The 23334-nt window shown below is 65.6% G+C and carries 22 protein-coding genes and 1 pseudogene; 13 read left to right on the top strand and 10 right to left on the bottom strand.

What is annotated here, in order from left to right; all coding sequences use genetic code 11:
• Positions 1-161 precede the first annotated feature (161 nt).
• The 3 genes and pseudogenes from E4O92_RS04075 to E4O92_RS04065 all read left to right on the top strand — a co-directional run.
• Positions 162-632, top strand: a complete 471-nt coding sequence (locus tag E4O92_RS04075) for an outer membrane lipoprotein (RefSeq protein ID WP_135188474.1) — start codon at positions 162-164, stop codon at positions 630-632.
• 110 nt (positions 633-742) lie between these two features.
• Positions 743-1096, top strand: a complete 354-nt coding sequence (locus E4O92_RS04070; RefSeq protein WP_135188473.1) for an ArsR/SmtB family transcription factor — start codon at positions 743-745, stop codon at positions 1094-1096.
• A 34-nt stretch (positions 1097-1130) separates the two neighbouring features.
• Positions 1131-1583, top strand: a pseudogene (locus tag E4O92_RS04065) (SRPBCC family protein); the annotation flags it as partial.
• Between the two features lie 354 nt (positions 1584-1937).
• Here the strand turns inward: E4O92_RS04065 and E4O92_RS04060 are convergent.
• Positions 1938-2189 (bottom strand): superinfection immunity protein, encoded by a 252-nt coding sequence (locus tag E4O92_RS04060; RefSeq protein ID WP_229483022.1) that lies wholly within the window; start codon positions 2187-2189, stop codon positions 1938-1940.
• Between the two features lie 698 nt (positions 2190-2887).
• On the opposite strand from E4O92_RS04060, the gene E4O92_RS04055 reads away from it, so the two are divergent.
• Positions 2888-4240, top strand: coding sequence for a hypothetical protein (locus E4O92_RS04055; protein WP_135188471.1), 1353 nt, complete (start codon positions 2888-2890; stop codon positions 4238-4240).
• A gap of 75 nt (positions 4241-4315) precedes the next feature.
• Here E4O92_RS04055 and E4O92_RS04050 read toward each other — a convergent pair whose 3' ends face one another.
• The 9 genes from E4O92_RS04050 to E4O92_RS04010 are packed head-to-tail and all read right to left on the bottom strand — an operon-like array spanning position 4316 to position 15325.
• Positions 4316-5791, bottom strand: coding sequence for a lipopolysaccharide biosynthesis protein (locus E4O92_RS04050; RefSeq protein ID WP_135188470.1), 1476 nt, complete (start codon positions 5789-5791; stop codon positions 4316-4318).
• Positions 5784-6977 carry a glycosyltransferase gene (locus E4O92_RS04045; protein ID WP_135188469.1) on the bottom strand — a complete coding sequence of 398 codons (1194 nt, stop codon included), beginning with the start codon at positions 6975-6977 and terminating at the stop codon, positions 5784-5786. Before E4O92_RS04045 ends, E4O92_RS04050 begins: the two co-directional genes overlap by 8 nt.
• A complete protein-coding gene (locus E4O92_RS04040) occupies positions 6974-8077 on the bottom strand; it encodes a glycosyltransferase family 4 protein (RefSeq protein ID WP_135188468.1) in 1104 nt (367 codons plus the stop codon). Before E4O92_RS04040 ends, E4O92_RS04045 begins: the two co-directional genes overlap by 4 nt.
• Positions 8074-9555, bottom strand: coding sequence for an O-antigen ligase family protein (locus E4O92_RS04035; RefSeq protein WP_135188467.1), 1482 nt, complete (start codon positions 9553-9555; stop codon positions 8074-8076). The genes E4O92_RS04040 and E4O92_RS04035 overlap by 4 nt, the downstream gene beginning before the upstream one ends.
• Positions 9556-9558: 3 nt before the next feature.
• Complete coding sequence (locus tag E4O92_RS04030; protein ID WP_135188466.1) at positions 9559-11154, bottom strand: glucosamine inositolphosphorylceramide transferase family protein; 1596 nt, start codon at positions 11152-11154, stop codon at positions 9559-9561.
• A gap of 10 nt (positions 11155-11164) precedes the next feature.
• Positions 11165-12031 (bottom strand): hypothetical protein, encoded by an 867-nt coding sequence (locus E4O92_RS04025; RefSeq protein ID WP_135188465.1) that lies wholly within the window; start codon positions 12029-12031, stop codon positions 11165-11167.
• Between the two features lie 43 nt (positions 12032-12074).
• Complete coding sequence (locus tag E4O92_RS04020) at positions 12075-13190, bottom strand: Gfo/Idh/MocA family protein (RefSeq protein ID WP_135188464.1); 1116 nt, start codon at positions 13188-13190, stop codon at positions 12075-12077.
• Positions 13187-14236: a DUF354 domain-containing protein gene (locus E4O92_RS04015; RefSeq protein ID WP_135188463.1), complete on the bottom strand. Its 1050-nt coding sequence runs from the start codon at positions 14234-14236 to the stop codon at positions 13187-13189. Before E4O92_RS04015 ends, E4O92_RS04020 begins: the two co-directional genes overlap by 4 nt.
• A 9-nt stretch (positions 14237-14245) precedes the next feature.
• A complete protein-coding gene (locus E4O92_RS04010) occupies positions 14246-15325 on the bottom strand; it encodes a glycosyltransferase family 4 protein (protein ID WP_135188462.1) in 1080 nt (359 codons plus the stop codon).
• A gap of 305 nt (positions 15326-15630) precedes the next feature.
• Here E4O92_RS04010 and E4O92_RS04005 point away from each other — a divergent pair, with 305 nt between their 5' ends.
• The 9 genes from E4O92_RS04005 to E4O92_RS03965 all read left to right on the top strand — a co-directional run bounded on the left by E4O92_RS04005 (position 15631) and on the right by E4O92_RS03965 (position 23255).
• Positions 15631-16803 carry a GNAT family N-acetyltransferase gene (locus E4O92_RS04005; protein WP_135188461.1) on the top strand — a complete coding sequence of 391 codons (1173 nt, stop codon included), beginning with the start codon at positions 15631-15633 and terminating at the stop codon, positions 16801-16803.
• The gene (locus E4O92_RS04000; RefSeq protein ID WP_135188460.1) at positions 16800-17897 is read left to right on the top strand and encodes a GNAT family N-acetyltransferase; all 1098 of its coding nucleotides are present in this window, start codon (positions 16800-16802) and stop codon (positions 17895-17897) included. The genes E4O92_RS04005 and E4O92_RS04000 overlap by 4 nt, the downstream gene beginning before the upstream one ends.
• A 114-nt stretch (positions 17898-18011) precedes the next feature.
• On the top strand, positions 18012-18371 hold the full coding sequence (locus E4O92_RS03995; RefSeq protein ID WP_135188459.1) for a hypothetical protein: 360 nt from the start codon (positions 18012-18014) through the stop codon (positions 18369-18371).
• A gap of 103 nt (positions 18372-18474) precedes the next feature.
• The gene (locus tag E4O92_RS03990) at positions 18475-19095 is read left to right on the top strand and encodes an LON peptidase substrate-binding domain-containing protein (protein ID WP_135188458.1); all 621 of its coding nucleotides are present in this window, start codon (positions 18475-18477) and stop codon (positions 19093-19095) included.
• Between the two features lie 535 nt (positions 19096-19630).
• Positions 19631-20389, top strand: coding sequence for an anti-sigma factor family protein (locus E4O92_RS03985; RefSeq protein WP_229483020.1), 759 nt, complete (start codon positions 19631-19633; stop codon positions 20387-20389).
• A gap of 451 nt (positions 20390-20840) precedes the next feature.
• Positions 20841-21611, top strand: coding sequence for an ABC transporter substrate-binding protein (locus E4O92_RS03980; RefSeq protein ID WP_229483018.1), 771 nt, complete (start codon positions 20841-20843; stop codon positions 21609-21611).
• Positions 21608-22207, top strand: coding sequence for an SCO family protein (locus E4O92_RS03975; RefSeq protein WP_229483016.1), 600 nt, complete (start codon positions 21608-21610; stop codon positions 22205-22207). Before E4O92_RS03980 ends, E4O92_RS03975 begins: the two co-directional genes overlap by 4 nt.
• A complete protein-coding gene (locus E4O92_RS03970; RefSeq protein ID WP_229483014.1) occupies positions 22204-22671 on the top strand; it encodes a cupredoxin domain-containing protein in 468 nt (155 codons plus the stop codon). Before E4O92_RS03975 ends, E4O92_RS03970 begins: the two co-directional genes overlap by 4 nt.
• On the top strand, positions 22668-23255 hold the full coding sequence (locus tag E4O92_RS03965; protein ID WP_167759685.1) for an ABC transporter permease: 588 nt from the start codon (positions 22668-22670) through the stop codon (positions 23253-23255). Before E4O92_RS03970 ends, E4O92_RS03965 begins: the two co-directional genes overlap by 4 nt.
• Positions 23256-23334: the final 79 nt, after the last annotated feature.

Raw genomic sequence — 23334 nt, 5'->3', positions numbered from 1 at the left:
ATTTTTCTCAACGAGAGATGTTCGCGCATAGCTACTGTGCTGCGTCCGCCGCCCCAATGATTGTTACAATATTTTGCAATTGAAACTTTTTTAGTCTTTCCATGCCGCACTCTGGCCAGTAGTCTTTGCTCATCCATTCGAACAACTGACCAGGGACCCCTGTGAAACACTTCTCCAGCCTCTTTTCCTTTGCCCGCAAGCGCGCCGCTCTCATCACGGTCGCTGCGGTCGCCCTCGGCGGCGCCAGCGTTGCTGCTCAGGCGCAACCTTCCCGTCACCACGAACAGCAAGTTTGTGCCAAATGCGGCACTGTGGTTTCCGTCCACACCTATGAGAAGGCCGCTGAACGCGGGACCGGCCTGGGTGTAGCAACTGGCGCCGTCGTGGGCGGCCTGTTGGGCAACCATGTGGGTGGCGGCAATGGCCGTACGCTGGCAACCGTGGCCGGCGCGGTGGGCGGCGGCTACGCCGGCAACCAGATCGAAAAGAACGTGCGCTCGACCACGGTTACCGACGTGCGCGTTCGGATGAGCAACGGCACCCTGCGCACGTTCACCGAGGCTGGCCGCAGCCAGCGCTTTAAAGGCGAACGTGTGCGTGTCGCGGACGGCCGCCTCCTCTCCAATCGCTGATTTCCTCCCGGGCACCGCATGGTAAACGGCCGTGCGGCGCCGTATTTGTTGGCGCGCCACGCATTAATAAAGGACTTGCTTAAGTATTGGAACTGGTTATACTTAAGTGTATGCTTAACAATTCCTCTTCCCTCGACACCACATTCCAGGCGCTTGCCGATCCCACGCGCCGCGCCATTGTTGCGCGGCTGGCCAGCGGGCCGGCGTCGGTGAGCGAGCTTGCGCGGCCGCTGACGATTTCGTTGCCGGCGGTAATGCAGCATCTGGCCGTGCTTGAAGAGGCCGGCCTGGTGCGGTCGGAGAAAGTGGGACGGGTGCGCACCTGCCGCATCGAAGCGCAAACGTTGAGCGTGGCGGAGCAGTGGCTGAATCAGAGGCGCAGCGAATGGGAAGCACGCCTGGACCGGCTTGGACAGTTCCTCGAAACCTCTGGACAACAAGGAGAAGATGATGGAAGAAATTAATGAGTGCGCGCACGCCGTGGCGCCCGTTGTCGCCGCACGTTCGGTCGTGCACGGGAGTTTTCGTCTCGAGCGCCGCTATCCGGCGCCGCCCGAGCGCGTGTTCCAGGCGCTGACGGATCCCGAGGCCAAGGCGGCATGGTTCACGGGCGGGGCCGGCTACACGCTGCTTGAGCGCGCGATGGACGCGCGCCCAGGCGGGCGCGAGCGCTTGAAGGGGCGTTGGGATACCGGGCTGGTGTCGACCTTCGATGCCGTGTACTTCGACCTTGTCCCGAATGAGCGCATCGTCTTTACCTACGAAATGCATCTGGACGAGCGCAAGATTTCGGTGTCGCTGGCGACTTTCGAGTTCAAGCCGGACGGCAACGGCACGCATCTGGTGCTGACCGAGAACGGCGCCTTCCTGGACGGCTACGACGACGCCGGCTCGCGCGAGCGCGGCACCAACTTGCTGCTCGACGCGCTGGGCAAGTCGCTGCAGCAGTAACGCGCTCTATTCAAGGCGGCGTCCCGGCGAGTGCGAATGTCCGCACTCGCCCATCCCTGTCTCCTATATAACAGATCGCACAAATAGGCGCATTGTGCTGGCCATCGGTTTCGCTTTAAGAGCCACAGGGTGACGTGTAAATGTCACGGTTTCTGCCGCTCGAACCTAGCTAATCCGGATTGCCTTGGCGTCGGCCTTTGGCAATATGCTGCGGTAGCTGTTGCTTCAAATAATGCTGATCATTCCGGCGGCCTTCGATGCCAGATAAAAGTACGCCGATCCTGTGGGCCCCAAAATTATCCGTGAATCGAGCCGGGGCCGTGCTTTATTTCAGATGATGTGCGAGGGTAAGACTCATGCTGTCGATTGTGGCACGCTGTCCATTCTGTAAGCGAGCACGAGAGCAATGATCCAGGGAATAATCAACCAGCCTGTGAGCAGGTTGAACACGAATATGGAGTGCGCCTTGAGCGGGTTGCGCTTTTCGGCGATCAGCGATGGCAGAAAGTAGATGTAGAGTATTGCGGCAATGCCCAAAAAAAGCAGGCGGAAAAAGTAAATGATGGTGGCTGCCATCAATATGAGCGCGACCCGATAAATTCTCATGTAGCCTCTCCCGTCGGCGAAAAACTTTCCTTTGTGGATTAGCGATGGTCGGAAAATGAAAAAATGCGCTCGCAAATATGCGCGGTGACTGCTTTATATAGGCTATCGCTACTGGCGAGGTCAAGTTTGATAATTCTCACTGGCGCACCGATATGCACAAAAGTCGCCGGCCTGTCAAAGATTATTTTTTCCCGAATGCATTGACCTCTCGTTTCCCGGCTTGGCAATACCCTGGGTCCCGCCCGCCTTTCCTTTCTTGGAACAGTAATCAGTTTCTTGCCGATTAGCGGCAAGGAATCGTGTAATCAAGTACGCCCTTTTAGAAATGGTCTTCGCACAGACCGGGGAAGCCTTTGTCAACTTTCTTGCCGCAAGGATATTTCCCATGCTTGTTCACTATTTATTTCCCAAGAAATTGACCCGCCGAAAAAAAATTTCTTGATTTTGGGAACTCGGCGGGCTGATCCATATCAAAGGTTGCTCATGACCATTTGGTCGCGGGAACTTTTAAAGAGAAAAGAGATTTCCTAAAAGCTATATCTGATGCGTGTTCGTTATCTTTGAAAGCGAACGCTTATGTTTAGAAATGTCTTTTTGGATAAGGTCGATTGATCTCTGTCAAAAGTTACTATGATTCATTTAATCCGTAGGAAATTTTAGTGAATACTCTGACACGACTGAAACCGAAGGCTAGTGTAATGATGCTCGCCCCTGTGTTTGCCTTGCTCGCAGCCTGTGGTGGCGCCAGTGATCCGTCTTCGGGAGCGGCTGGAGAGGCCTTGTCTGCCGAGGTGTCCGCCAAACCGGCGAACTACGTGCCGACCGCGACGGAAGCGATGACCGCTGATACGCCGGCCACCCCTGTCGACGCCGTTGTCGCAGCCGCTGCCGCCGCTGCGGCCGCGCCCCAGGCGGGGCAAGACGGCGCCGCCCAGGCTCAGCCGGAACAACTGCTGGCGATGACCGTCGTCACGGCGCCGACCGTCAAACCGGACGCCGTCACCACTACGCCAACGGCAACGGCGAGCACCCGCGACCCGCTCAAGCAGCCGTTTGCCAGCACCAGCATCTGGAACATGCCGATCGGATCCGGTGCCCAGTACGTGCCAGCCCGCCTGTCGGGCAACCCGGGCAATAACATCTGGGCCGGCATGCCGACGGTCGACCTGGAACATATCGTCCTGACTCCGACCGCCCCGATCACCAATATCAACTTCAGCAATGTAGGCTGGAGCGGCGGCAACCGCTGCAACGCCACCGGCGGCCTGCTGCTGCAGGTTCCGATGCCGAGCAATTACGTGGTGGCGAATAACAACCTGAACAGCTCGGCGACTTTCCTGCTGGCCGACAAGCGCACCCTGGTCCAGACCCAGCCGCTGGCACGCTGCACCGCCGGCGCCGCGGCCACCTCGATGGCGAAGTTCGCCAACGTCGACCTGTACGGCCCCGGCATCACCGGCGCCCACGGCGGTTCCGGCCTGTCGGCCATTGGCGGCACGCTGCGCCTGGGCGAATTGCGTCCGGGCCAGACCACCGGTCCGCGCCACGCGCTGAAGGTGAACGTGTACGCCAAAGAGGCGCTGTTCAAGTGCACCACCAGGGCCGCCTGCTATCGCTGGCCGGCCGTCACGGGTGACAGCTACGCGGTGGGCTGGTACGGTACCGCGAACGGCAACAGCAACACGGCAATGAAGATGGGCGCGCTGCTGGCGATTCCGTATTCAACGTCGATCGCATCGCTGAACCTGGAAACCCAGCCGGCCAAACTGCTGGCATGGACCCTGCAGAACTACGGCGCCTACATCGTCGATGACACCTACGCTCCTGGCTTCGATATCCAGGTGGAAGACGGGCCGAGCGGTTCCAAGCCGACCGAGTTCAAGGCCGACTGGGGTTTCGACATGGGCCAGAAGGTGAACAACAACACCGCATGGCGTCGTGACATGCAGAAGCTGGTCCAGGCGCTTTCCGTCGTGAACAACAACAGCGCGACCTCGATCGGCGGCGGCGGCACCCCGCGCCAGCCGCTGGCCCCGGCGATCGCGCCGTAAGCCTGACTGTCTCGTAACCGAGCCATTGCAATCCCGCCGCCGGCACTCCCGGCGGCGGGATTTTTTTTGCGGCTGTCATGCCGGTGCGGCTTCGGGCTGGCGTTGCCCGGCCCCGCGCAGCGCCTGCAGGTGGGCCTTGCCGCCCGCGCCAAAAAATACCGCCGTGAACAGCACCAGGAAGGCGACGCCCTTGATGACGAGGACCAGCAGGGCGGGCGCGTGCAGCGCCGGTTGCAGCAGGTTCACCCCGATCATGGCGGACGCGGTCGCCAGCAGCGTCGTGGCCAGCGCACGCAGCGGCAGCAGGTCGAGCGGGCGGATCGCCAGCGTGCGCGCCACCACTGCCAGCGACCACAATTCGCTGGCCACAAAGGCGAACACGCTGCCGCACGCGGCGCCGATCATGCCCCAGGTCCTGGCGCCCAGGTAGCTGCAGGTGACGGACAGGAGCAGGCAGCAGGCGTTGTTGAGCACGGCGACCCGGCCCTGGTTCAGTGCCGGCAGGAGGTGGCCGGCGGCGCAGCCATGCATCATCATCCCGAGCAGGTAAATCTGCATTACCGGCACCGCCGCGGCATACCTGCCGGTATAGACGACCTGCACCAGTTGTTCGGCGGCGCAGAACAGGGCGCCGGCGAGGGGCAGCAGGAGCAGCGACTGGGCCGCGCTGCTTTTGGCGAACAGGTTGCGGATGTCGTCGAGCCGGCCTTCCGCGAACGCCTTGTTCAGGTGCGGCATCATCGCATTGTTGAATGGCTGGCGGACGAGGGACGCAAGCGGCAGCAGCACCGCGCCGATGGTGAACATGCCAAACAAGGCGGACGGCAGCAGGCTGGCGGCCACCCACTGGTCGGCCTGCAGCCGCATCCCGAACAGGCTGTTGCCGGCGGCAAAGGGCAGGCCGTAGCGCAGTTGCGCCAGCAGCGCCCGCGGCTGGAACCCGATCCGCCCGCCGCCGGGGCGCGTCAGCAGGTAGGCGGCCATCAGGCCGAACCGCGCCAGCACGTCGAGCATCAGGGCCGCCGTCACCCATGCGAGCTGGTGCGTGAAGATCGCCGCCGCCGCCAGCAGCGCGGTGCGCAGCAGCGACATGGCGATGTCCGCGCCCGCCTGCCAGCGGATCCGGCCTTCGGCGGTGGGCAGCGTGTTCATGAGCGTGACGACCAGCCAGCAGCCGAGGAACAGGGCCGAGCGGCCGTGGCTGGCGTCGTACAGGCTGCGGACATGGGTTGGCAGGAAGGGATTGGCGGTACTGGCAAGCAAGGCGACGACGCAGCCGGCCGCGCCCAGGTAGGCCAGCACATTGCCGATCAGGACGCGTTGGCCCTGGTCGTCGGCGCGGGGCAGGAAGTAGAACAGCGACTGCGGCAGGAACGCCGGGGCGATCGCCAGCGCGGTGCCGGCCATCAGCCACAGCAGGCGGTACTGGCCGAAGGTGGCCGGGTCAAGGTGGCGCACGAAGATCATCGGCACCAGCAGCTGCAGTGAGAACTCGACGCAGCCCGACAGCGTCAGCAGGACCGTGCTGCGGGCCAGGCTCGGGCTAGCCATGGGGGCGCTGCGCCAGGCGCAGGAACAGGCGCTCGTAAGCGTCGACCATCACGTCCAGCGAGAAGCGCCCGGCCACGCTGCGGCGGGCGTGGCTTCCCATCGCGGCGCGGCGGGTGGGATCGGCCAGCCGCACCAGGCGGTCGGCCAGGGCGTCGATGTCGCCGCTCTGGTACAGGTAGCCGCTGACCCCTTGCATCACCTGCTCGGAGGCGCCGCCGACATCGGTCATCACGATCGGCTTGCCCATCGCCATCGACTCGAGCGCCGCGATCGAAAAGGTTTCGTGGCGCGAGGCGATCACCAGCACGTCGCAGGCGGCGACGGCGAGGCGCACGTCGGCCATCAGGCCGGTGATCGCGACGTGGCGGCCGAGGCCGAGCGCTTCGATCCTGCGTTCGATTTCCCGGCGCTCCGGTCCGTCGCCGATCAGCAGGCACTTGAGCGCGACCCCGCGCGCATGGGCGCGCGCGGCGGCGGCGAGCAGGTCGCCATGCGCCTTTTCGGGACGCATGTAGGCGCACAGGCCGACCACGTAGTCGGATTCGAGAAAGCCGTGGGTCCGCCGCAGGGCGGCGATGGCATCGAGGTGGAAGCGGTTGCTGAAGTGGTCGACGTCGACGCCGTTGTGGATCACGATGTCTTCGCGCGCCGCCAGGCGCCGTTCTTGCCACAGGCGGCGCTGGTTGGCGCAGACATAGACCAGCATGCGCGTCATGCGCAGCAGCGGGCGGTACAGCAGCATCTGCAGCCCGGCCCGGGCCGATTCGAGCTTGATCGAATGCAGTACCTCGACCAGCTTGGGCTTGCAGCCGGACAGCCAGCGCGCGGTCCAGCCGTAGAGCAGGGGATACAGGTTGGTGCACAGGATGATGTCGACCTGCTCGCCGCGCACGAACCGGCCCAGGCGCCAGGCGGCGCGCCAGTCCATGCGGTGGTCGACGTCGCAGCAGAACACCTGGCCGTTCACGCGCGTGCGGTCGATCTTGTCGACCAGGTCGTGTTCCTGCTTCAGGTAGGCGAGCGAGAGCCGGAAGCGGCGCGGATCGATGCGGTTGAGCAGGCTGATGGTCATCATCTCGGCGCCGCCGACGCCGGCCGACGTCAGGATGAACAGCACGTGCAGTTGCCTGCCGGCGTGCGCGGCGCCGGCGTGCGGGTCGGCCGGCCGCTCGACGAGCGCGCTCATGTCAGCAGCTCCACGAAGGTGGAGAGGTAGGGGGCGAGGATGCGCTCTTCGCCGTGCCGCTCCGCCATGTAGCGGCGGCAGCGCGCGCTCGCTGCCGACCACAGCGCATCGTCGCCCGTGAGCATGGCGATGTGCTGCTGCATGTCCTCCAGCGACGCGGCGGCAAAGCCCAGCTGCCGGCGCTTGATCACACCGTCCGGATCGAAGAACGCGACCACCGGCGTGCCGCGTACCCAGGCTTGCAGGTAGGAGTTGGGGAAGCCCTCGCTGTCGGAGGTGTTGACGAACACCCTGGCGCGTCCGTAGTGCGCATCCATGTCGTGGTAGGGGACCCGGCCGTGGAAGGTGAGGTTGGGGATCTGACTGGCCTGCCGGGCGATGTCGTCGTACAGCGCGTCGAAGCCGCCCTGGCGTCCGCCCACCATGTGGAACGAGAGATGCGGCATGCGCCGCGCCAGTTCGAGCGCCAGGTCGGGGCGCTTGAACTGGCGCAGGTTGTTCACCCACAGTACGTCGACCGTGCGCGCCCCCCGGTAGGCAGGCCGTTCGACCAGCATCCCGGCGATCCGGCTCGGCAGCCGGTAATTGGCCAGCAGTGCGCGCTGCTGCTGCTCGGTCTGGACGAAAATGCCGTGTGCGCGCCGCAGGCCGTATTCGTATAGTTTCTTGTCGCGCCAGTACTTGATCAGCAGGCGGCTTGGCTCGCAGTCGTGGTCGTGCGCGACCCGGAAGACGAACCGGCGCCCGTGGCGCAGGCAGAACATCGCCGCCAGGCCCAGCTCCATGCCGGCGCAGCTGAGGTAGTAGATGTCGGCGTCGGCGCGCCGCATCGCCGACCAGAGCCCGGTCCAGCGCGGGTGCACGAAGCGCAGCACCGGCAGCCCGGCCTGCTGGCCGAACGACTTGTAGGTGACGACCTGGCGCCAGCTGGCGCCATCCTGCTGGCCATAGTCGAACACCACCATGCTGACCGTAAAGCCGCGCCGCACCAGCGCCTGCGCGAGCAGGGTCTGCTGCACCTGTTCGCCGCCGATGCCGTGCCGGTTGTACTCGGGGGCGAGCACCGGCAGGTTGTCCATGCCGAGAAAGCAGATCTTCATGACGCCTCCGCCGCGTGCAGCGGCGCCCGGGCGCGGCGCGTGGGCAGCTTTGCCCGCCCGGCGTAGCCGACCGCGGCGCCGTAGGCCAGCCACAGCAAGGTGTGGGTGCGCCCCGGCAGGAAGCTGTCGTCGGTCGCGCCCTGGATCAGCAGCACCAGGATGCAGGCGGCGCCGCCATTGAAAAAATGGCCCCACAGCGGGTCCGGGGCGCTCGCGGCCAGGCGCCGGAACAGGCGCCACGCGTGGACGAAGAACACACCCACGGCGAGCGAGCCGAGCACGCCCAGGTCGAGCAGGGCGCCCAGGTAGGCGCTGTGGGGATGGCCGACCGGCAGGATCTGGTGTTCCTTGTTGGCGTCCGACCACATGACCGATCCGGTGCCGCTGCCGATCAGGGGGCTCTTGAGGATTTCGGGCAGCAGGGGCGTCCAGATCTCGTCCACCCGCCCCGAACTGAGCATGTCCACGTCCTTGCTGCCGACCGCGTGGAACGCGCGGTCGGTGACGCTGGCCGGCATCACGAGCACGGCGGCCGGCAGCACCAGCAGCGTGAGCAGGAAGGTCGCGAGGCGGCGCTGGACGTACAGCAGGTAGGCGAGCACCCCGAGCGCGCCCAGGTAGGCGCCGCGCGAGAAGGTCAGGGCGATGCCGGCCAGCACCAGCAGCGCCACCAGCGCCAGCGCCAGCCGGGCGGCGGCGCGCTGCCGGTGCAGGGCGCAGAACAGCGCCAGGGCCCAGGCGGTGCTGAGCAACAGCCCCAGCTCGTTGGCGTGCATGCCGGTGACCGACAGGGTGCGGCGCGACTCCTGCGACCCCAGCTCGCCCAGCGAGGCGCCGGAGGCCAGCGAAAAATACAGCACCGCGCAGGCCACGATGGCGGCGCCGCCGAACAGCGGCACCAGGTACAGCGACGGGCGCGCCGCGTTGCGCACCGCGACCGCGACCAGCACCGCGGCGCCGATCACCACGGACGGGTTCAAGAGCGCCACCTGCAGGTAGGTGGGCACCGAGGTCGAGTCGATCACGCGCAGCACGACCAAAAAGTCGGGAATCTCGTCGGCATGGAAGGCGCCGTGCAGGGCCGCCGCCACGAACACCGCCAGGAACAGGAAGAACGGGCGCGGAAAGGCGGGCAGCGCGAGCCGGCCGGCGCGCAGCGCGAAGGCCAGCAGCAGCGCGCTGGCGGTGACCAGGAGCAGGCACAGCATGACGTTGGCGCCGGAGATGCCGGTGACCGCGCGCGGGATCAGGCCGCTCGGCGCCACCGGCAGCAGCAGGATGGTCAGGCCGGTGGCCACCCGGTAGTCGCGCAGCGCCGCCGCCAGCAGGACCAGCGCCGGCGGCACGGCGAGCGCGGCGATTGGCCCCAGCGTGGCGGCGAGCCCGACCACCAGCCCGGCCAGGCCAAGGGCCAGCAGGAGCAGCAGGAGCGTGCCGGGTTCCAGCCCGGCAGCCGGCTTGGCGCGGAAGGGCTTCATCGGTCAGGGGAAGAAACAGCGGTCCAGGTGGTCGACCACCGTGATGCGGCCGGTGGTGGACATGTGGTGCGAACCGAGCAGGCCGTCGCGGAAGGTGCAGCCCAGTTCAAAGACCAGGCGCTCCACATAGCGCTGCTCGTTCAGCTCGACGATTTCGTACAGGTTCAGTCCTTCGCCGTACTGGTCGAAGCCCTGGCGCTGGGCGGCGCGCACGAGGCGCTGGTCCTCCACGATCAGGCCCGCGTTGCGGCCGCCCTCGGCGTCGACCCGCAGCGGATTTTGCGGGTGCGCTCTCCAGTGCGCGGCGAACGGCGAATCGGCATGGAACAGGTGCAGTTCCGAGCAGTGGTCGTTCAGCCCCGAGCGGTCGAGGTTGGTGAGCAGCCACCAGCGGCCGCCGTGCTCGAAGAGCATCGAATCGGCGGCCGAGATGTTGTCCATCGCCACCGCGCACAGTTCCCATTCGAGCGGAAAGGCCTTGCAGCGGTAGATGCGGATCTGGCGCGCGGCGGACGATTCGGGGCACATGTACAATTCGCCCTTGTAGCGGAACAGGAACGGGAACGACAGGTGGAACGGTTCGCGGATGCAGTCGCCCAGCGGCTGCGCGCCCTGGTCCGTGATCTCGAGCACCGAGATATGGCCGCGCTTGCTCTTGTAGACGTAATCCTCGACGAAGCAGTAGGTCTTGCCGTTGTGCGTGCACAGGAAGGGATCGGCCCAGAAGTGGCCGCGCGGCGCCGAGATGCGCGTGCTGTTCCACAGCGCCGCGTTTTTCCAGTCGGCGTAGACGCAGGAGATGCCCCATTTTTCGTGGAAGTTGAAGGCGCGGTAGAAGGCCTTGGCCGCCAGCCGCGCGCCCAGCTTGCCGAGGTAGGCCAGCGACTGGTGCCAGCGCGGCGCCAGGCGGTACGGCCCGGAATACGGGCGCGACCGGTCTTCCAGCGGCAGGCAGCGGGTGGCGGCGATGGTCTTGAGCAGGCCCTTGAGCTGGGCGCCGGCCTTGCTGTACAGGTGAGCCTGGTTCAACAGGAAGAAAAACTTGGTGGAGAACGACCCGGCCGCCAGCACCCGGCTGCTGGCGCTGCCCGGCGCCGTGTGGCGGATTTCGAACTCGGTCTTGGACGCCTTGCTGTACGCCTCCCAGAAGCCGGGCGGCGCGGCGCGGCTGGCGCGCTGCCCGTGGTAGTCGAGCGCCACGATGCCCAGCCGCGCCATGCCGGCCAGGCCAGCGGGGGGCGCGCCGGTGCCGCCATACACCAGCAGGTCCAGGCCAAGTGCCGGGACACCGGCGTGTTCGTCCAGCGGCAGCCGGACCAGGGCGCACCCGGGCGCGGCATCGGCCAGGCGGTAGGCCAGCAGGTGGGCGCGATGGGCCCGGAACAGGCGGATCAGCATGCCTTCGATGGCCAGCACGATTTTGAACAATAGTTCGGGCAAGGTCGTGGCGCGCGGCGCCGGCGGCAAGGCGGCCCGGTGGCGCACCAGCACGGTCGTGACCTCCAGGCCGTCCTGGCGCACGGCCCAGTTCAGCAGGTCGAGTGCGTATTTGTCGATCTCTATGTTATCCAGCAACAATCCGATCTTGAGTTTGTTCATGGTGCCCTGCCTATGCGGTCCTGCTCATCTGTTCGATGAGCTGCCTGGTGTGCCGGATATTCCTGCGGCTCGAGGCGCCGAACACGATTGACGCGATTTCCTTCTTGGAGCACACGTAGGCCAGCGCTTCCTCGGGTGGAATCGCCCCCGAGGCGAACACCGACATCGCGACCGCCCGGAACTTGCGGGTGGCGATGCTTTTTTCGTAGGCTTCGATGCCGCCGCACATGCGAAAGCCGATCTTGTTGATGTTCGCGCAGACGATCGGGTTATCCAGCTCGAGCTGCTCGAGCACGTCGAGCAGCCTGGGCAGGTTCATTGTGATGAAGCCGGGCTCGGCGTCGTAGCGCTGCGCCACGTAGTCGGCGAACATGCGCAGCGCCTCGTGAAAGCCCAGCCCCAGCAGCAGGTCGGTGACCACGTTCTGCAGGAAGATGACCGGGGTGCGCAGGCCGCGGAACATCTTCATCTCGGCGTCCACCAGCAGCTCGACCAGGCTCCTGACGTCCTTGCGCGCGACCGCCATGCCGCCCTTGAGCATCGCATTGAGCGCGCCTTCGTCCGGCAGAAACTGCTTGAGCGCGTCGACCAGTCCGTACTCGGTCACCGCGTTCGCATACTTGTGCGCGTAGGGCATGCACGGGTAGAAGCGGAAATCCTGGTAGCGCACCGGGTTGGCCCGGACCAGGTCGCAGATCTGGCCGATGCGCTCGTGTGTGGTGCACATGAACACCCTGATGCCCTCGTCGAGCGCATCGTCCAGTACCTGCATGATGGCCTCATTGCTCTGGAACTTGATGGCCTGGGCCCGCGCCTTTTCTTCGGACATGTGGTTGACGCCGAAGAACTGGTTATCACCGAACAGTATGCGATCCATGTTTGCTCACAGTGGCTATGGCTCTCGGGAAGGGAAGCGGCTTTCAGGTCTGGCGCAGGGAGGCGTACAGTTCCTTGATCGAGTCGCGCCAGCCGCCGCGTTCCTCGCCGGCTGGCTGGGCATCGCGCGGCGGCGGCGTGCCGCGCGGGCGCAGCGCATCCTCGATCATCATGCCGGCGACGAGGTCGGCCTCGTGCGCGCTGCGAAACGGGCTGCGGGTCGCAATGCCCTGCTTGATGCACTGGATGAAGTGGTCGACCTGGGCCGAGTATTCCTCGCCGCGCAGGTAGAACCAGACTTCCTTGGTCAGCGCCGTGGTGTACAGGGTGTTCCAGCCGGCGACCAGCCGGCCTGGCGGTTCCGGCGGCTTGCGCAGGTAGACCTGCACTTCCTGGCGGTCGGCAATGATCTTGCCGTGGCGACCCCACACCGTGATCCGGCTCGACATCTTGCGGAAGCTTTCGTCGCTCCAGTTGGCGGCGATCTGCGCGGTCTTGCCGTCCTGGTAGAAGAGGGTCGAGTAGACCTCGTCCTCGACGTCGTTGGAAAAAATCCGGTTCAGCGCGGTGCCGCCGACGGTGTCCGGCTTGCCGATCATGTAGTTGATCAGATCGATGCCATGCGAGGCGTAGTCGTACAGGCAGCCGCCGCCTTCATTCTTGCTGGCGCGCCAGGTGGCCCCTTTCGGCCGCAGCACCACCGGACCGTAGGCTTCGGCCTTGACGTGATGGATCTCGCCCAGGATGCCGCTGTCGATCAGGCGCCTGGTTTCCTCGAACGCGGCCACGAAGCGGTTGTGGTAGCCCACCTGGTTGACCAGGCGCCGCTCTTCGGCCAGCTGCACCAGCCGCGCGCCTTCGGCCAGGTCGAGGCAGAACGGCTTTTCGCAGAACACGTGGACGTTGCGCTCCAGCGCGGCGCGCACCATTTCCCCGTGCAGGCGCGACGGGGTCGCGATGAACACCGCATCGGGCAAGGCTTCGTCCAGCATCTGGCGGTAGTCGGTGTAGCAGCGCACGCCGGTGTACTTGCTGAGCACGTCGAGGACATAGCCGGCCTGGTCGCAGACCGCGACCAGCGCCGCGTCCGGATGGGAGTTGATGATGGCGTGGTGCGACAATCCCATCTTGCCCAGACCGATCAGTGCGATGCGAATCATGCGAGACCTCTGCGGTAAATGGATGATTGGTGGCCGACGATGGTGGCCTTGATCAGCTCGTATGCCTGGCGGCCCTTGTGCAACAGGTTGCGATCGGGTTCCCGTCGCTGGGCGCCGTCGAGGTAGTCGAGCGCCTCGCGCGCGGTGAGCGCCTTGTGGTGCAGGAAGGCGTGCTGGCCGAGCAGGTAGCGGTCGACATCGAGCAGTTCGTCCTGGTAGACCGAGATGGTGGGAATCCCGAGCACCGCCATTTCGCGCGTCATGGTGCCGCCGGCGCCGATGAACAGGTCGCAGGTCGCGGCCAGCTCCTCGATGCCGAGCGGGCGGTCGACCACCTGGATGCCCCGGAATCGGTCGCCCCGGTAGTAGTCGCGCTGCTCCGCGCCGCGTGGCAGCACGGTGACGCTCACGGCCGGGCGCATGCCGGTCAAGAGCTCGTCGAGAAAGTTGTGCGCGCCCTTGTAGTACTGCGCGGTCCACGGCTCGGGCCGGACGAACACGGCGCGCCGCCCGCCGGCCTGGCGCCGCGCGCGCGCCGCCTCGATGCGGGCATTCGCTTCCCACAGGTAAATGCCTTCCTTGACGCCTGGATAGCGCAGGACCTTGGCGGGATTGGCGTACTGGCGGTCCAGGCTTTGCGTGCTGACGAATTCCGGCACCATGATCCGGTCGGCGAACGCGAACGCGGGGATGTTGCCGATCGCATGCTCGTTGTCGTTCAGGTACACCGAGCGCACGCCGAGCAGGCGCGCCACCACCGGCGAATGAAACGAGCTCTGGGAAATGGCGACGTCCAGTTGCTTGTCTTCCAGAAAACGCCTGAGCTGGAACACGCGCACCGGGAAGCCGCAGATCTTTTTCGACAGCGAACGTCCGTAGTGGGTGCCGACCACGGTGTGTTCCAGACCGTGCATCTCCAGCAGCTCGATCGTGTTGGCCAGCGGGCGGCAGGTCATGATGACCTCATGCTGGCGCTGCAGGTCGCGGATCATCGCCCGGAACATGTTGATGTGCGGCGAGTTTGACAGGTCGAACCAGATTTTCATGGGCGCGTCCTAATGGCGAAGGGCCGGGCCGGCCGCGCGGCAATACATCGTTTCGAGCAGCGGAATCACCAGGGCGCTCGAAAAGCTGGTCTCGGCCCGGAACCGCGCGGCCAGCCCCATGCGGCGCCGCGCCGCCTCGTCCGCCAGCAGCCGGTCGAGCGCGGCGGCCAGGGCCGGCACGTCGCCGGGCGCGACCAGCAAGCCTTCGACGCCATCGGTGATGACCTCCGGGATGCCGCCGACACGGGTCGCGACCACCGGGACGCCGGCGGCCATCGCCTCCAGCACGCTCATCGGCAAGCCTTCGGCATAGGACGGCAGCACGCACACGCTGGCGCGCTCGAGCAGCTGGGTCCTGGCGCGCTCGCCGACCCAGCCGAGCAGTTCGACCTGGTCTTCGATCCCGAGCCGCCGCATCAGCTCCTGGGCGCGCATCAGTTCGCCGTCGCCGGCCAGGATGAGCCGCAGGTGGGGGTGGCGGCGCACGATCTGCGCCACCGCGTGCAGCAGGTCCCAGGTGCCCTTGGCCTGTCCCAGCTTGCCCAGGAACAGCACCTGCGCCGGCGCGCGCGCGCCGAATTCGACCGGTGCGGGCAGCGGCATCGGGTTGTAGACGACGATCACGTCGACTGCGGCGAGGGTCTCGACAAAGCGCTTGAGCTCGGCAGAGACCACCACCACCGTTTCGACCCGCGCCAGGACCTGGCGCACCGCGCACTTGGCCAGGCGGCCGCAGCGCTCCCGGTAAAAGTCCGGGAACGGACCGGCATGGATGTGCAGGACGGCGGGCACGCGGAACAGGAATGCCGGCAGCAGGAAGCAGGATTTGCGCCAGAAACTGAGGTCACTGGCGGTATGGACGTGCACCAGCATGACCTGGCCGCGCGCCAGCATGGCCACGAACGCCAGCCAGGCGCAGACGAACAGCCGGCATTTCTGCAGCGCCGGCCCGTTGCAGTGGGTGGCGAGATAGAGGATCGGCAGGCGCTCGAACAGGCCGCTGCGGGAATAGGAGTGCACCACCGACGCGATGCCACCCCATGCGTCGGTGCTGGTGCCGAGCATTACGATGCGTTTTTCCCGAGTCATGTTGGGCGATATGGTTCAGTTAAAAAAATTAATCGGAGCAATTCTTCCGATGAACGTTTTTTTCTGCCGCCTTTGGAATGGTCGCTCGGTCAACAAAATTACACTTTGCGAAAGCTCAACCGTGCCGATTCCGTGTGCGATTCACGTTTGCAATGAATTTGGCGGCGCCAGTTATTTCAATTCAGAAAGGAAATCGGAGCAGAATATTCTTGAGTTTGCGCAGTCGCGCTTTCCCCTGCGGTCCGTATGATCGGTAGCTGTTCCAAGGGATTGGGTTCGCACTTGGCGTATTGCCGGAGATAAAAATGAACGTGGCAGAAAACGCAGGGCTGAATCATCTGGCGGAAATTTCCCAGGTCCGGTTGGCGGTAAGCCATGATGAAGCCGAACAAGGGCTGGAGGTCAGGATTTACGAAGCCGACATCCCGCAGTTCGCCGCCGCCGAGCTGGATAGGCTGTACCAATCGATTTATTGCACGCTGACGCGTTTCCATATCTATGGCGAGGCGAACGACGCGAGCACCTATGTGGCGCGCTTGCGCGGCACGGTCGTTTCGCTCATCCTGTTTCGCCTCGAGCGCGGCGTGGTCCGGGTCCTGAACCAGCAAATCGCCCTGTCGCAGGCGGAGCTGCTGCGCTTTTCGCAGGTGATTTTCAACATATACCCGGCGGCGCGGCGCATCGCGTTTTATGCGATCGATGCCCGACTCACGAACTTTCCGTTCCCGTTCCAGGCTTGCCCGGTGCTGGAAGAAAACCTGCTGACGCTGCCGCATTCGCGCCAAGAATATGCCGCCGCTATCAGCGAAGCGCTGTGGACGCGCATCCAGGCGGGCGAACGCAAACTCAGGCGCGACCACCCCGATTACCGATTCGAGGTGCTGGCCGGCGATGCGGTGAGCGAACAGCAGCTGCGCCGGATTATTGCGCTGGCCGGTGCGCGGACCGCGGCCAAGCAGCGCGACGCTTACCTGCACGAGGAGGATGTCTCCAGAATCCTGCAGCTGGTTCATGCGTATGGATTTGTTGGGGTGCTCAGCGTCGGCGGCACGGTCCGGGCCGGGAATGTCTTTTACCGCGTCGGCCAGCGCTACTTCATGCACCTCATTGCGCACGACCCCGATTACGACAAATACATGCTCGGGAACCTGGTGCAGTTCCTGGCCACCTGCCATTGCATCGAGCGTGGCGGGCGCGAATGTTACCTGATGGGGGGAGGGCGGGAGCACAAGGCGCGGTTTCGTGCCTTGCCCAAGTATTTCGACAGCGTGGACATCTACCGCTCGCGGCTGGTATTCCTCCTCTGCCTGGCGCGGGTCGGCCAGGGGGCGGCGCGGCGCTGGTTGCGGCACATGCGCGAGGACCTTTCCCGCATGGCCCATACGGACAGTGCGGGTGGCCGGTTCGCCGCCCGCTGCCTGGCGCTCGCGCGCACCGTTAAACGCTCGACCCGCGGCGCCGCCGCGCAGCGCAAATGAGCGGCGACCTGGCGGTACAAGAGCTTGCTGCGGCAAGCGCGGAACCGGTCTACCGCATCCACGAGGCGCCGTTGCCGGCCTTCGTCGAGCATGAGCTCGTGCGCCTGTACAAGAACGTGTTCGCGTCGCTGGCACACGTGCGCAGCCTGGGCCTGGCGGACCAGGTGCGGGCCTGCGTGTGCCGTCAGGCGGGGCAGGTGACGGCGGTGGTGCTGTTCTGGCAGCATGGCGGCACGGTCGAGGTGCTGAGCGGCGCCCTCGCGCTGCGCCCGCCCGATGTCGCCCGGTTTGCCCGCGCCGTGTTCACGACCTACCGCAGCGCGGCGGTGATTACCTTTCCGGCGGTCAGGTCGGCGATCGTGCGCCTGCCGTTCCCGTTCCAGCGCTTTAACTGCCTCGAGGACATCGTCCTCGACCTGCCGCCAAGCGCCGAGGCCTATTTTGCTTCGCTGGGCAAGAACATGCGCGCCAGCCTGAAGCGATACCAGAAGCGGATCGCGACCGATTTCCCTGATTTTCGGTATACCTTTCATGCCACCGACGACATCAGCGAGCAGGATGTGTCCGCGATCGTCGCGCTGTCCAGCGCCCGGATCGCGAGCAAGAACCAGGCATCGACGCATACCGGCGAAAAGACCCGCCAGCTGTTCCGGCTGGTCAAGGAGTGCGGGGTGGTGCTGGTGGCGCGCATCGATGGCCGCGTGTGTGCGGGCGTGATCTGCAGCGAGGTGGGCGGCAATTTTTTCATGCATGTCGTGGCGCATGATCCCGTCTATGACGATTACCGCGTCGGCAAGGTGTGCTGTTACCTGAGCATCTGCGATGCAATCGCCCGCGGCGCGCGCGAATATCACTTTCTCTGGGGCCGCTACGAATACAAGTACCGCCTGCTGGGCCAGCAGCGCGACTTTGACCGGCTGGTGATTTACCGGTCGCGTCTGGCGCTGCTGCTGAACCTGGGCCTGTTCGTCAATATCGCCTGGCGCGGCTACGGCCGGCGCGCCAAATGGTGGCTGTTCGATGAACGGCGCGGGGACGCAAGGTGGGTGCAACTGGCGCGTGGCATGTTGCGCCGGCTCGGGGTGAAGGGATAGGCCAGCAATCCGAGGCAGTGGCGACGCAGTGAATCCGACGCAGTTAATCTGACGCAGTTAAGCCGACGCAGTTAAGCCGACGCAGTATTCCGACTGTCGCTCATGGAGGTGTGCATGGATCTGCCGATATCGCAAGGACCAGGTCAGAAGGCGGTGGTGGCAAGCAGCCGGACCAAGCGGGTGGTATTGATCGCATGTGCGTTGCTCGCGGCCCATTTTTACGTTTCGCAGGACCTGCATCGTGACGTCGTCGGCCCGGCCGGGCAGGCATGGCGGCATGCTCTGGATGAACGGCTGGGACAAGTCGCGATCGGCGTCGACGAGCCCTCGGGCCTCGATGTCCATCAGCTGTTCTACGACGCCGAGAAAGGCGGGAACTGCGGGGAAGTGAACGGGCGCGACGCGGGCACGACCAGCTCTGGCGTGCGGGTGTTTGTCTGTGATCCGGGCATACGCGAGTACGCGGCCAGGTGAGGCGCGCCACGGCGTGCGGGGCGGCGCAGGCAGGGCGTCGTTGGCGCGGCCGGTGGCGGCAATCGTGCTCCGGGTGGCGGCATGATTCTGTCATCATGGACGCATGGCCACGATCTCGATTCCGCTGTTTCCGCTTGGCACGGTACTGTTTCCGGACGGTGTACTCCCGCTGCAGATTTTTGAGGCGCGCTACCTCGACATGATTAGCCGCTGCCTGACCGAGGACACGCCGTTCGGCGTGGTGCTGCTCACGCAAGGTCAGGAAGTGCGCGCGGCGCGCGGACCGCGCGAGCGTTTCGTTGCGGCCGGCACGCTGGCGTCGGTCCAGGACACGACCGCCGCTTCGCCGGGGCTGCTGCAGGTCGTGTGCCGCGGCGGGCGGCGCTTCCAGCTTCAATCGGCCGAGCGCCGCGTCAACGGCCTGTGGATGGCCGATGTCGAACTGATCGAAGATGACCATGACATCCGCATTCCATCGGACTTGCACGGCGCCTCCGATGCCCTCGAGCGCGTGCTCGCGTCGCTGCACGACGTGCCGCAGCAGCGCTGGCCGGTGCAGCCGCCGTTTCGCCTGGACGATTGCGGATGGGTCGCCAACCGCTGGTGCGAATTGCTGCCCTTACCCAACCAGCAAAAGCACAACATGCTGATGCTGGACAATCCGGTGATCCGCCTTGAGCTCCTGCATGACGTGCTCGACGAGCATGGGCTGATCACATCCTGAAATCCGTCTCCTCAATCCGTTGCCGACCCGGTCCGTTCGCCGTGTCCGCTTGATGCCGCTGCCCGCAAGCGCGGCCGGCACCCTGTCCAGTTCGCCCAGCCGTTGTTCGAGCACCACAGTCGCGCCGGATGGCGCGACGGCGGCCAACGCGGCCGTGCCCGACGATGAGTCCGGATGATCCCAGCATGCGCCGTGGGAGGCCGGCCGGATCGCGCTGTCCGTGCGGCAGGCCGGGGGGCGGAAGCAGTATGCACAGCAAGAGATTGCAACGCCGTAGCTCCATGGTCGGATGATAATATGGAGTATTCGGAGATTTGCTTGCCGGTTTAAACGAGCACGGCAGGGAGCGCTTCCTGGCCGCGCAGCGTTTATCGATGACCTGGGACTGCATCGCCGCACACCGGGGTCAACCAAGCTGCTGCCGCGCCTGCGGCGCTTTGTTGGGCGACCTTCCGGTGGGGACCTTGACCGGCCGGCTCGCGCGAAAGCGCGCAGCCCCGCAGCGATGGATGTCCGATCAAGCGAGGACCGTATCATGAAATTTACCGATGAAATCCTGATGGCGTACGCCGACGGCGAGCTGGGCGAGCCGGTACGCAGCCAGGTCGAGCGGGCCATCCGCCAGGACCCGGCGCTGGCGGCGCGCGTGGCCCAGCACAAGGCGATGCGCGCGATGCGCGCGCGTGTGTCGACCGCGTTCGCACACATCGTCAACGAATCCGTGCCGCCGCGCGTATATCCGGACACCACCAGCGGCAAGGTTGTCCACTTGAACGCGGTACGTGCCGCACGCCACCAGCAATTGCAGGTACGCGACAGGCCACACCTGCCGTGGACCCGCTGGGCCGCGCTGGCGGCTGCGCTCGTGACCGGCGTGCTGGCCGGCGTGTTCGGCTACTGGACCCTGCAGGACGACAATCAGGCGCTGGCAGCAGCGGGCAAGGATGGCGCGTTGCTCGCGCAGGGCAAGCTGGCCACCGCGCTGTCGCAGCAAATGGCCAGCATTGGCACGGCCGGTTCGAAGATCAGGATCGGGATCAGCTTCGCCGCCAAGGACGGCAACTATTGCCGCAGTTTCGCGGTCGGCACGTCCGCGGGCCTGGCCTGCATGAAGGGCGGGCAGTGGACTATTCCGGTGCTAGCGGAGGGCAAGGTGGGCAATTCGGGGGCACAACGCGAGGCCTACAGCGTGACGCCACCCTCGGTGCTGGCGGCGATCGGCGAGCGCATCCAGGGCGCTGCGCTCAGCGTGGATGCCGAGCGTGCCGCAAGGCAGCGCGGTTGGAAGCGCTAGCGGCCCCGGGCGACCTCTCCCCGAACTGCCCTTTGGGCGGCGCGAACGGTCGGGCCAAGTGCGCTTGCCTGCCGGCAGGCGCTGCCCGCTGGTCCGGCGAGGCCGCGCCACTTGGGCAAAGGCAATAGAAAGTGACGGTGGTCAGCAAGCTGCTGCTACAATCTGGAAGCTTTCCAGCAGCCTGACACCGACCCCATGATTCCTGACGATCCGCCCGCCGCCGGCCTGGGCCGCAGGCACCTGCTCAAGCGCGCAGCCGCAGCGGCCTTGCCGTTCGCGTTGCCGGCGCCGGCGCGCGCGGGAACCAATTTGGCCGTCGGCGGCCTGCCGGTGACCTGCAACCTGACCCTGCCCGTCACCTGCGCGGCAGCAAAGGCGGCCGGCGGCAGCGCGGCCCGCCGCCTTCGACTTCATCAAGTTCAGCGGCTGGGCCGAGATCAAGGAATCCCTGATGACCGGCCGGATCGCGGCCGCATACAGGCTCGCGCCGCTGGTGATGGACCTGGTGGACAGCCGCATCCCCCTCAAGATCGTCTCGCTTGGACATCGCTCCGGCGCGGTGATCATGGTGCACACCGATTCGCCTTATCGCCGCTTCGCCCAGCTTCAGGGGCGGCGCGTCGCGATCCCGAGCCGTTTCGCGGTCGACTACCTGTTCCTGCGCAAAATGCTCGCACGTGAAGGCATGAGCGTGCGCGACCTCGAGATCGTCGAGATGCCGCCACCGGACATGCCGGCCGCGCTGTACGCTAAGGCGATCGACGCTTACTGCACTGGCGAGCCGTTCGGCGCCGCCGCCCAGAGCGCCGGCTACGCGCGCCCGCTCGCGCTCACCCGCGACGAGTGGCGCAAGTACATCTGCTGCGTGCTCACCGTGCGCGAAGACCTGATCCGCGACCAGCGCCCGGTGGTGCAGAACCTGGTCGACTACGTGCAGGCCGCCGGCAGCTGGCTCGACACCGCCAAGGCCAACCGCGAAAAGGCGATCCGCATCGCATCTGGCCGCAGCTACTTCAACCAGGACCCGAATATCCTGCGATTCGTGATGAACAACCCGTACGACCGCGTCACCTATGGCGACCTGCGCATGCTGCGCACCGAGTTCGACGAGCTGATGCAACTGTCGCTCCAGGCGCGCACGATCCGGCGCCCGATCGCCTACGAGCGCTATGTCGACGAGAGTTTCGTCAAGGCCCTGGGGAAGATAGAGATCGCGCTATGAACATGATGATCAAGCGCGCCCCATCCCTGTTGCTATCCTTGTTTTTGTCCCTGCAGCTCGCGTCAAGCGCGCATGCCGCCGACCTGAAATCCGGCGTGTTCGAGCCGCCGCGCCCGGCGCCGGAGCTGGCCCTCGTCACGTCAAGCGGCAAGCCGTTCCGCCTCGCCGACTACCGCGGCAAGGTCGTGATCCTCGAATTCGGCTACACGCACTGTCCTGCCATTTGCCCCACCCTGCTTGCCACGCTGGCGCAGGCGCGCGCGCTGATGAAAAGCCAGGCCGCGCGCGTGCAGGTGGTGTTCGTCACGGTCGACCCGGCGCGCGATGACAATGCCCGTCTCGCCGCCTGGCTGCCGCACTTCGATCCGGCCTTCGTCGGGCTCACCGGCAACGGGCAGCAGGTCGGCGCGGTGATGAAGGCATTCGGCATCACCGCCACCCGGGTGCCGATGGCAAACGGCGGCTACGGGATCGACCACTCGTCCTACCTGTACTTCATCGACCCCAAGGGCATACTACGCGCGCTGATGCCGTTCGGCCGCCCGGCCGCCGACATCGCGCACGACGCGCGCGTGCTGCTGGAGGAGGGCGCTTGAGCCGCGCTTCATTGCGCCGCTACTGGCCGCATTGGACGATTTTCGCCAGCGTGCTGGCGGCACTGCTGTATGGCGCGTTCGCGCCGTTCGGCCATGCCAGCCGCGAGCAGCTGTTCGAAATCCCGCCAGGCACCCATGCACGCCGCATGCAGGGCGAGCAGGTGGATTTCCTGCCGTCCGAGATACGCCTCACGCTCGGGGTGCGTGACGTGCTCCTGCTGCGCAACCGCGACAGCGTGCCCCAGGTGTTCGGCCCGGTGCTGGTGATGCCGGGCCAGGATTTCCGTCTGCCGTTCGAGCAGGCGGCCGACTACCAGTTCGCATGCAGCGCGCACGCGAGCGGCCAGATGACGGTGCGCGTGTTGCCGCTGCCCGATCCGGGCATTGATCGCCTGCGCTGGCGCCTGGACGCGTTCGTGCACGCCATGCGCCACCTGCCGATCAGGGGACCCGAGACACAGTGAACAAACTGAAGAACATCTTGCCCGCCCTGACCCTGATCGCGCTGGTGGTCGCCGCGTGGTGGATCGTTGTGCTTCACACCGAAAGCGTGATCTTCCCGACTCCCGCCCAGGTGGCCACGGGCGCATTCGAACTGGCCGCCAACGGCACCTTGTGGGAGCACATCAGTGCATCGCTGCTGCGGGTTGCGATCGGCTTTTCGCTGGCAGTCGCGCTGGCCGTGCCGCTCGGCCTTTGGATGGGGCGCGTGGATGCCGTGTATCGGGCACTGAGCCCGCTGTTCCAGATCATGCGCCCAATCTCGCCGATCGCCTGGATTGCGCTGACGATCCTCTGGTCCGGGGTCGGCAACGCTTCGCCGGTCTTCCTGATTTTTCTGGCGTCCGTGTTCCCGATGATCGTGCAGACCGCGGCCGGCATGCATGCGATCGAGCGCCGCTACCTGGCCGACCGCGTGTACGTGCTGTCGCCGCGCCCGGCCACGATCCAGGCCATCTTCGAGATCGATGCGCCGCATCCGCGCCGGCTGTCCAGCCCCGGGATGCAGCAGATGAAGGACGCCATCCTCGCCGAGTTGGGGTTGTAATGCGGAGACCATGCCCGCGTTGCGTTCGTAACGTGAATCAACCGCATGTCGAAGGCGTGACTATGCCTCGCCGAAACAT

It is taken from the genome of Massilia horti (assembly GCF_004614195.1).
In the GTDB taxonomy this organism is placed as follows: domain Bacteria; phylum Pseudomonadota; class Gammaproteobacteria; order Burkholderiales; family Burkholderiaceae_D; genus Telluria; species Telluria horti.
This window is presented reverse-complemented; position numbering and strand designations above follow the sequence as displayed.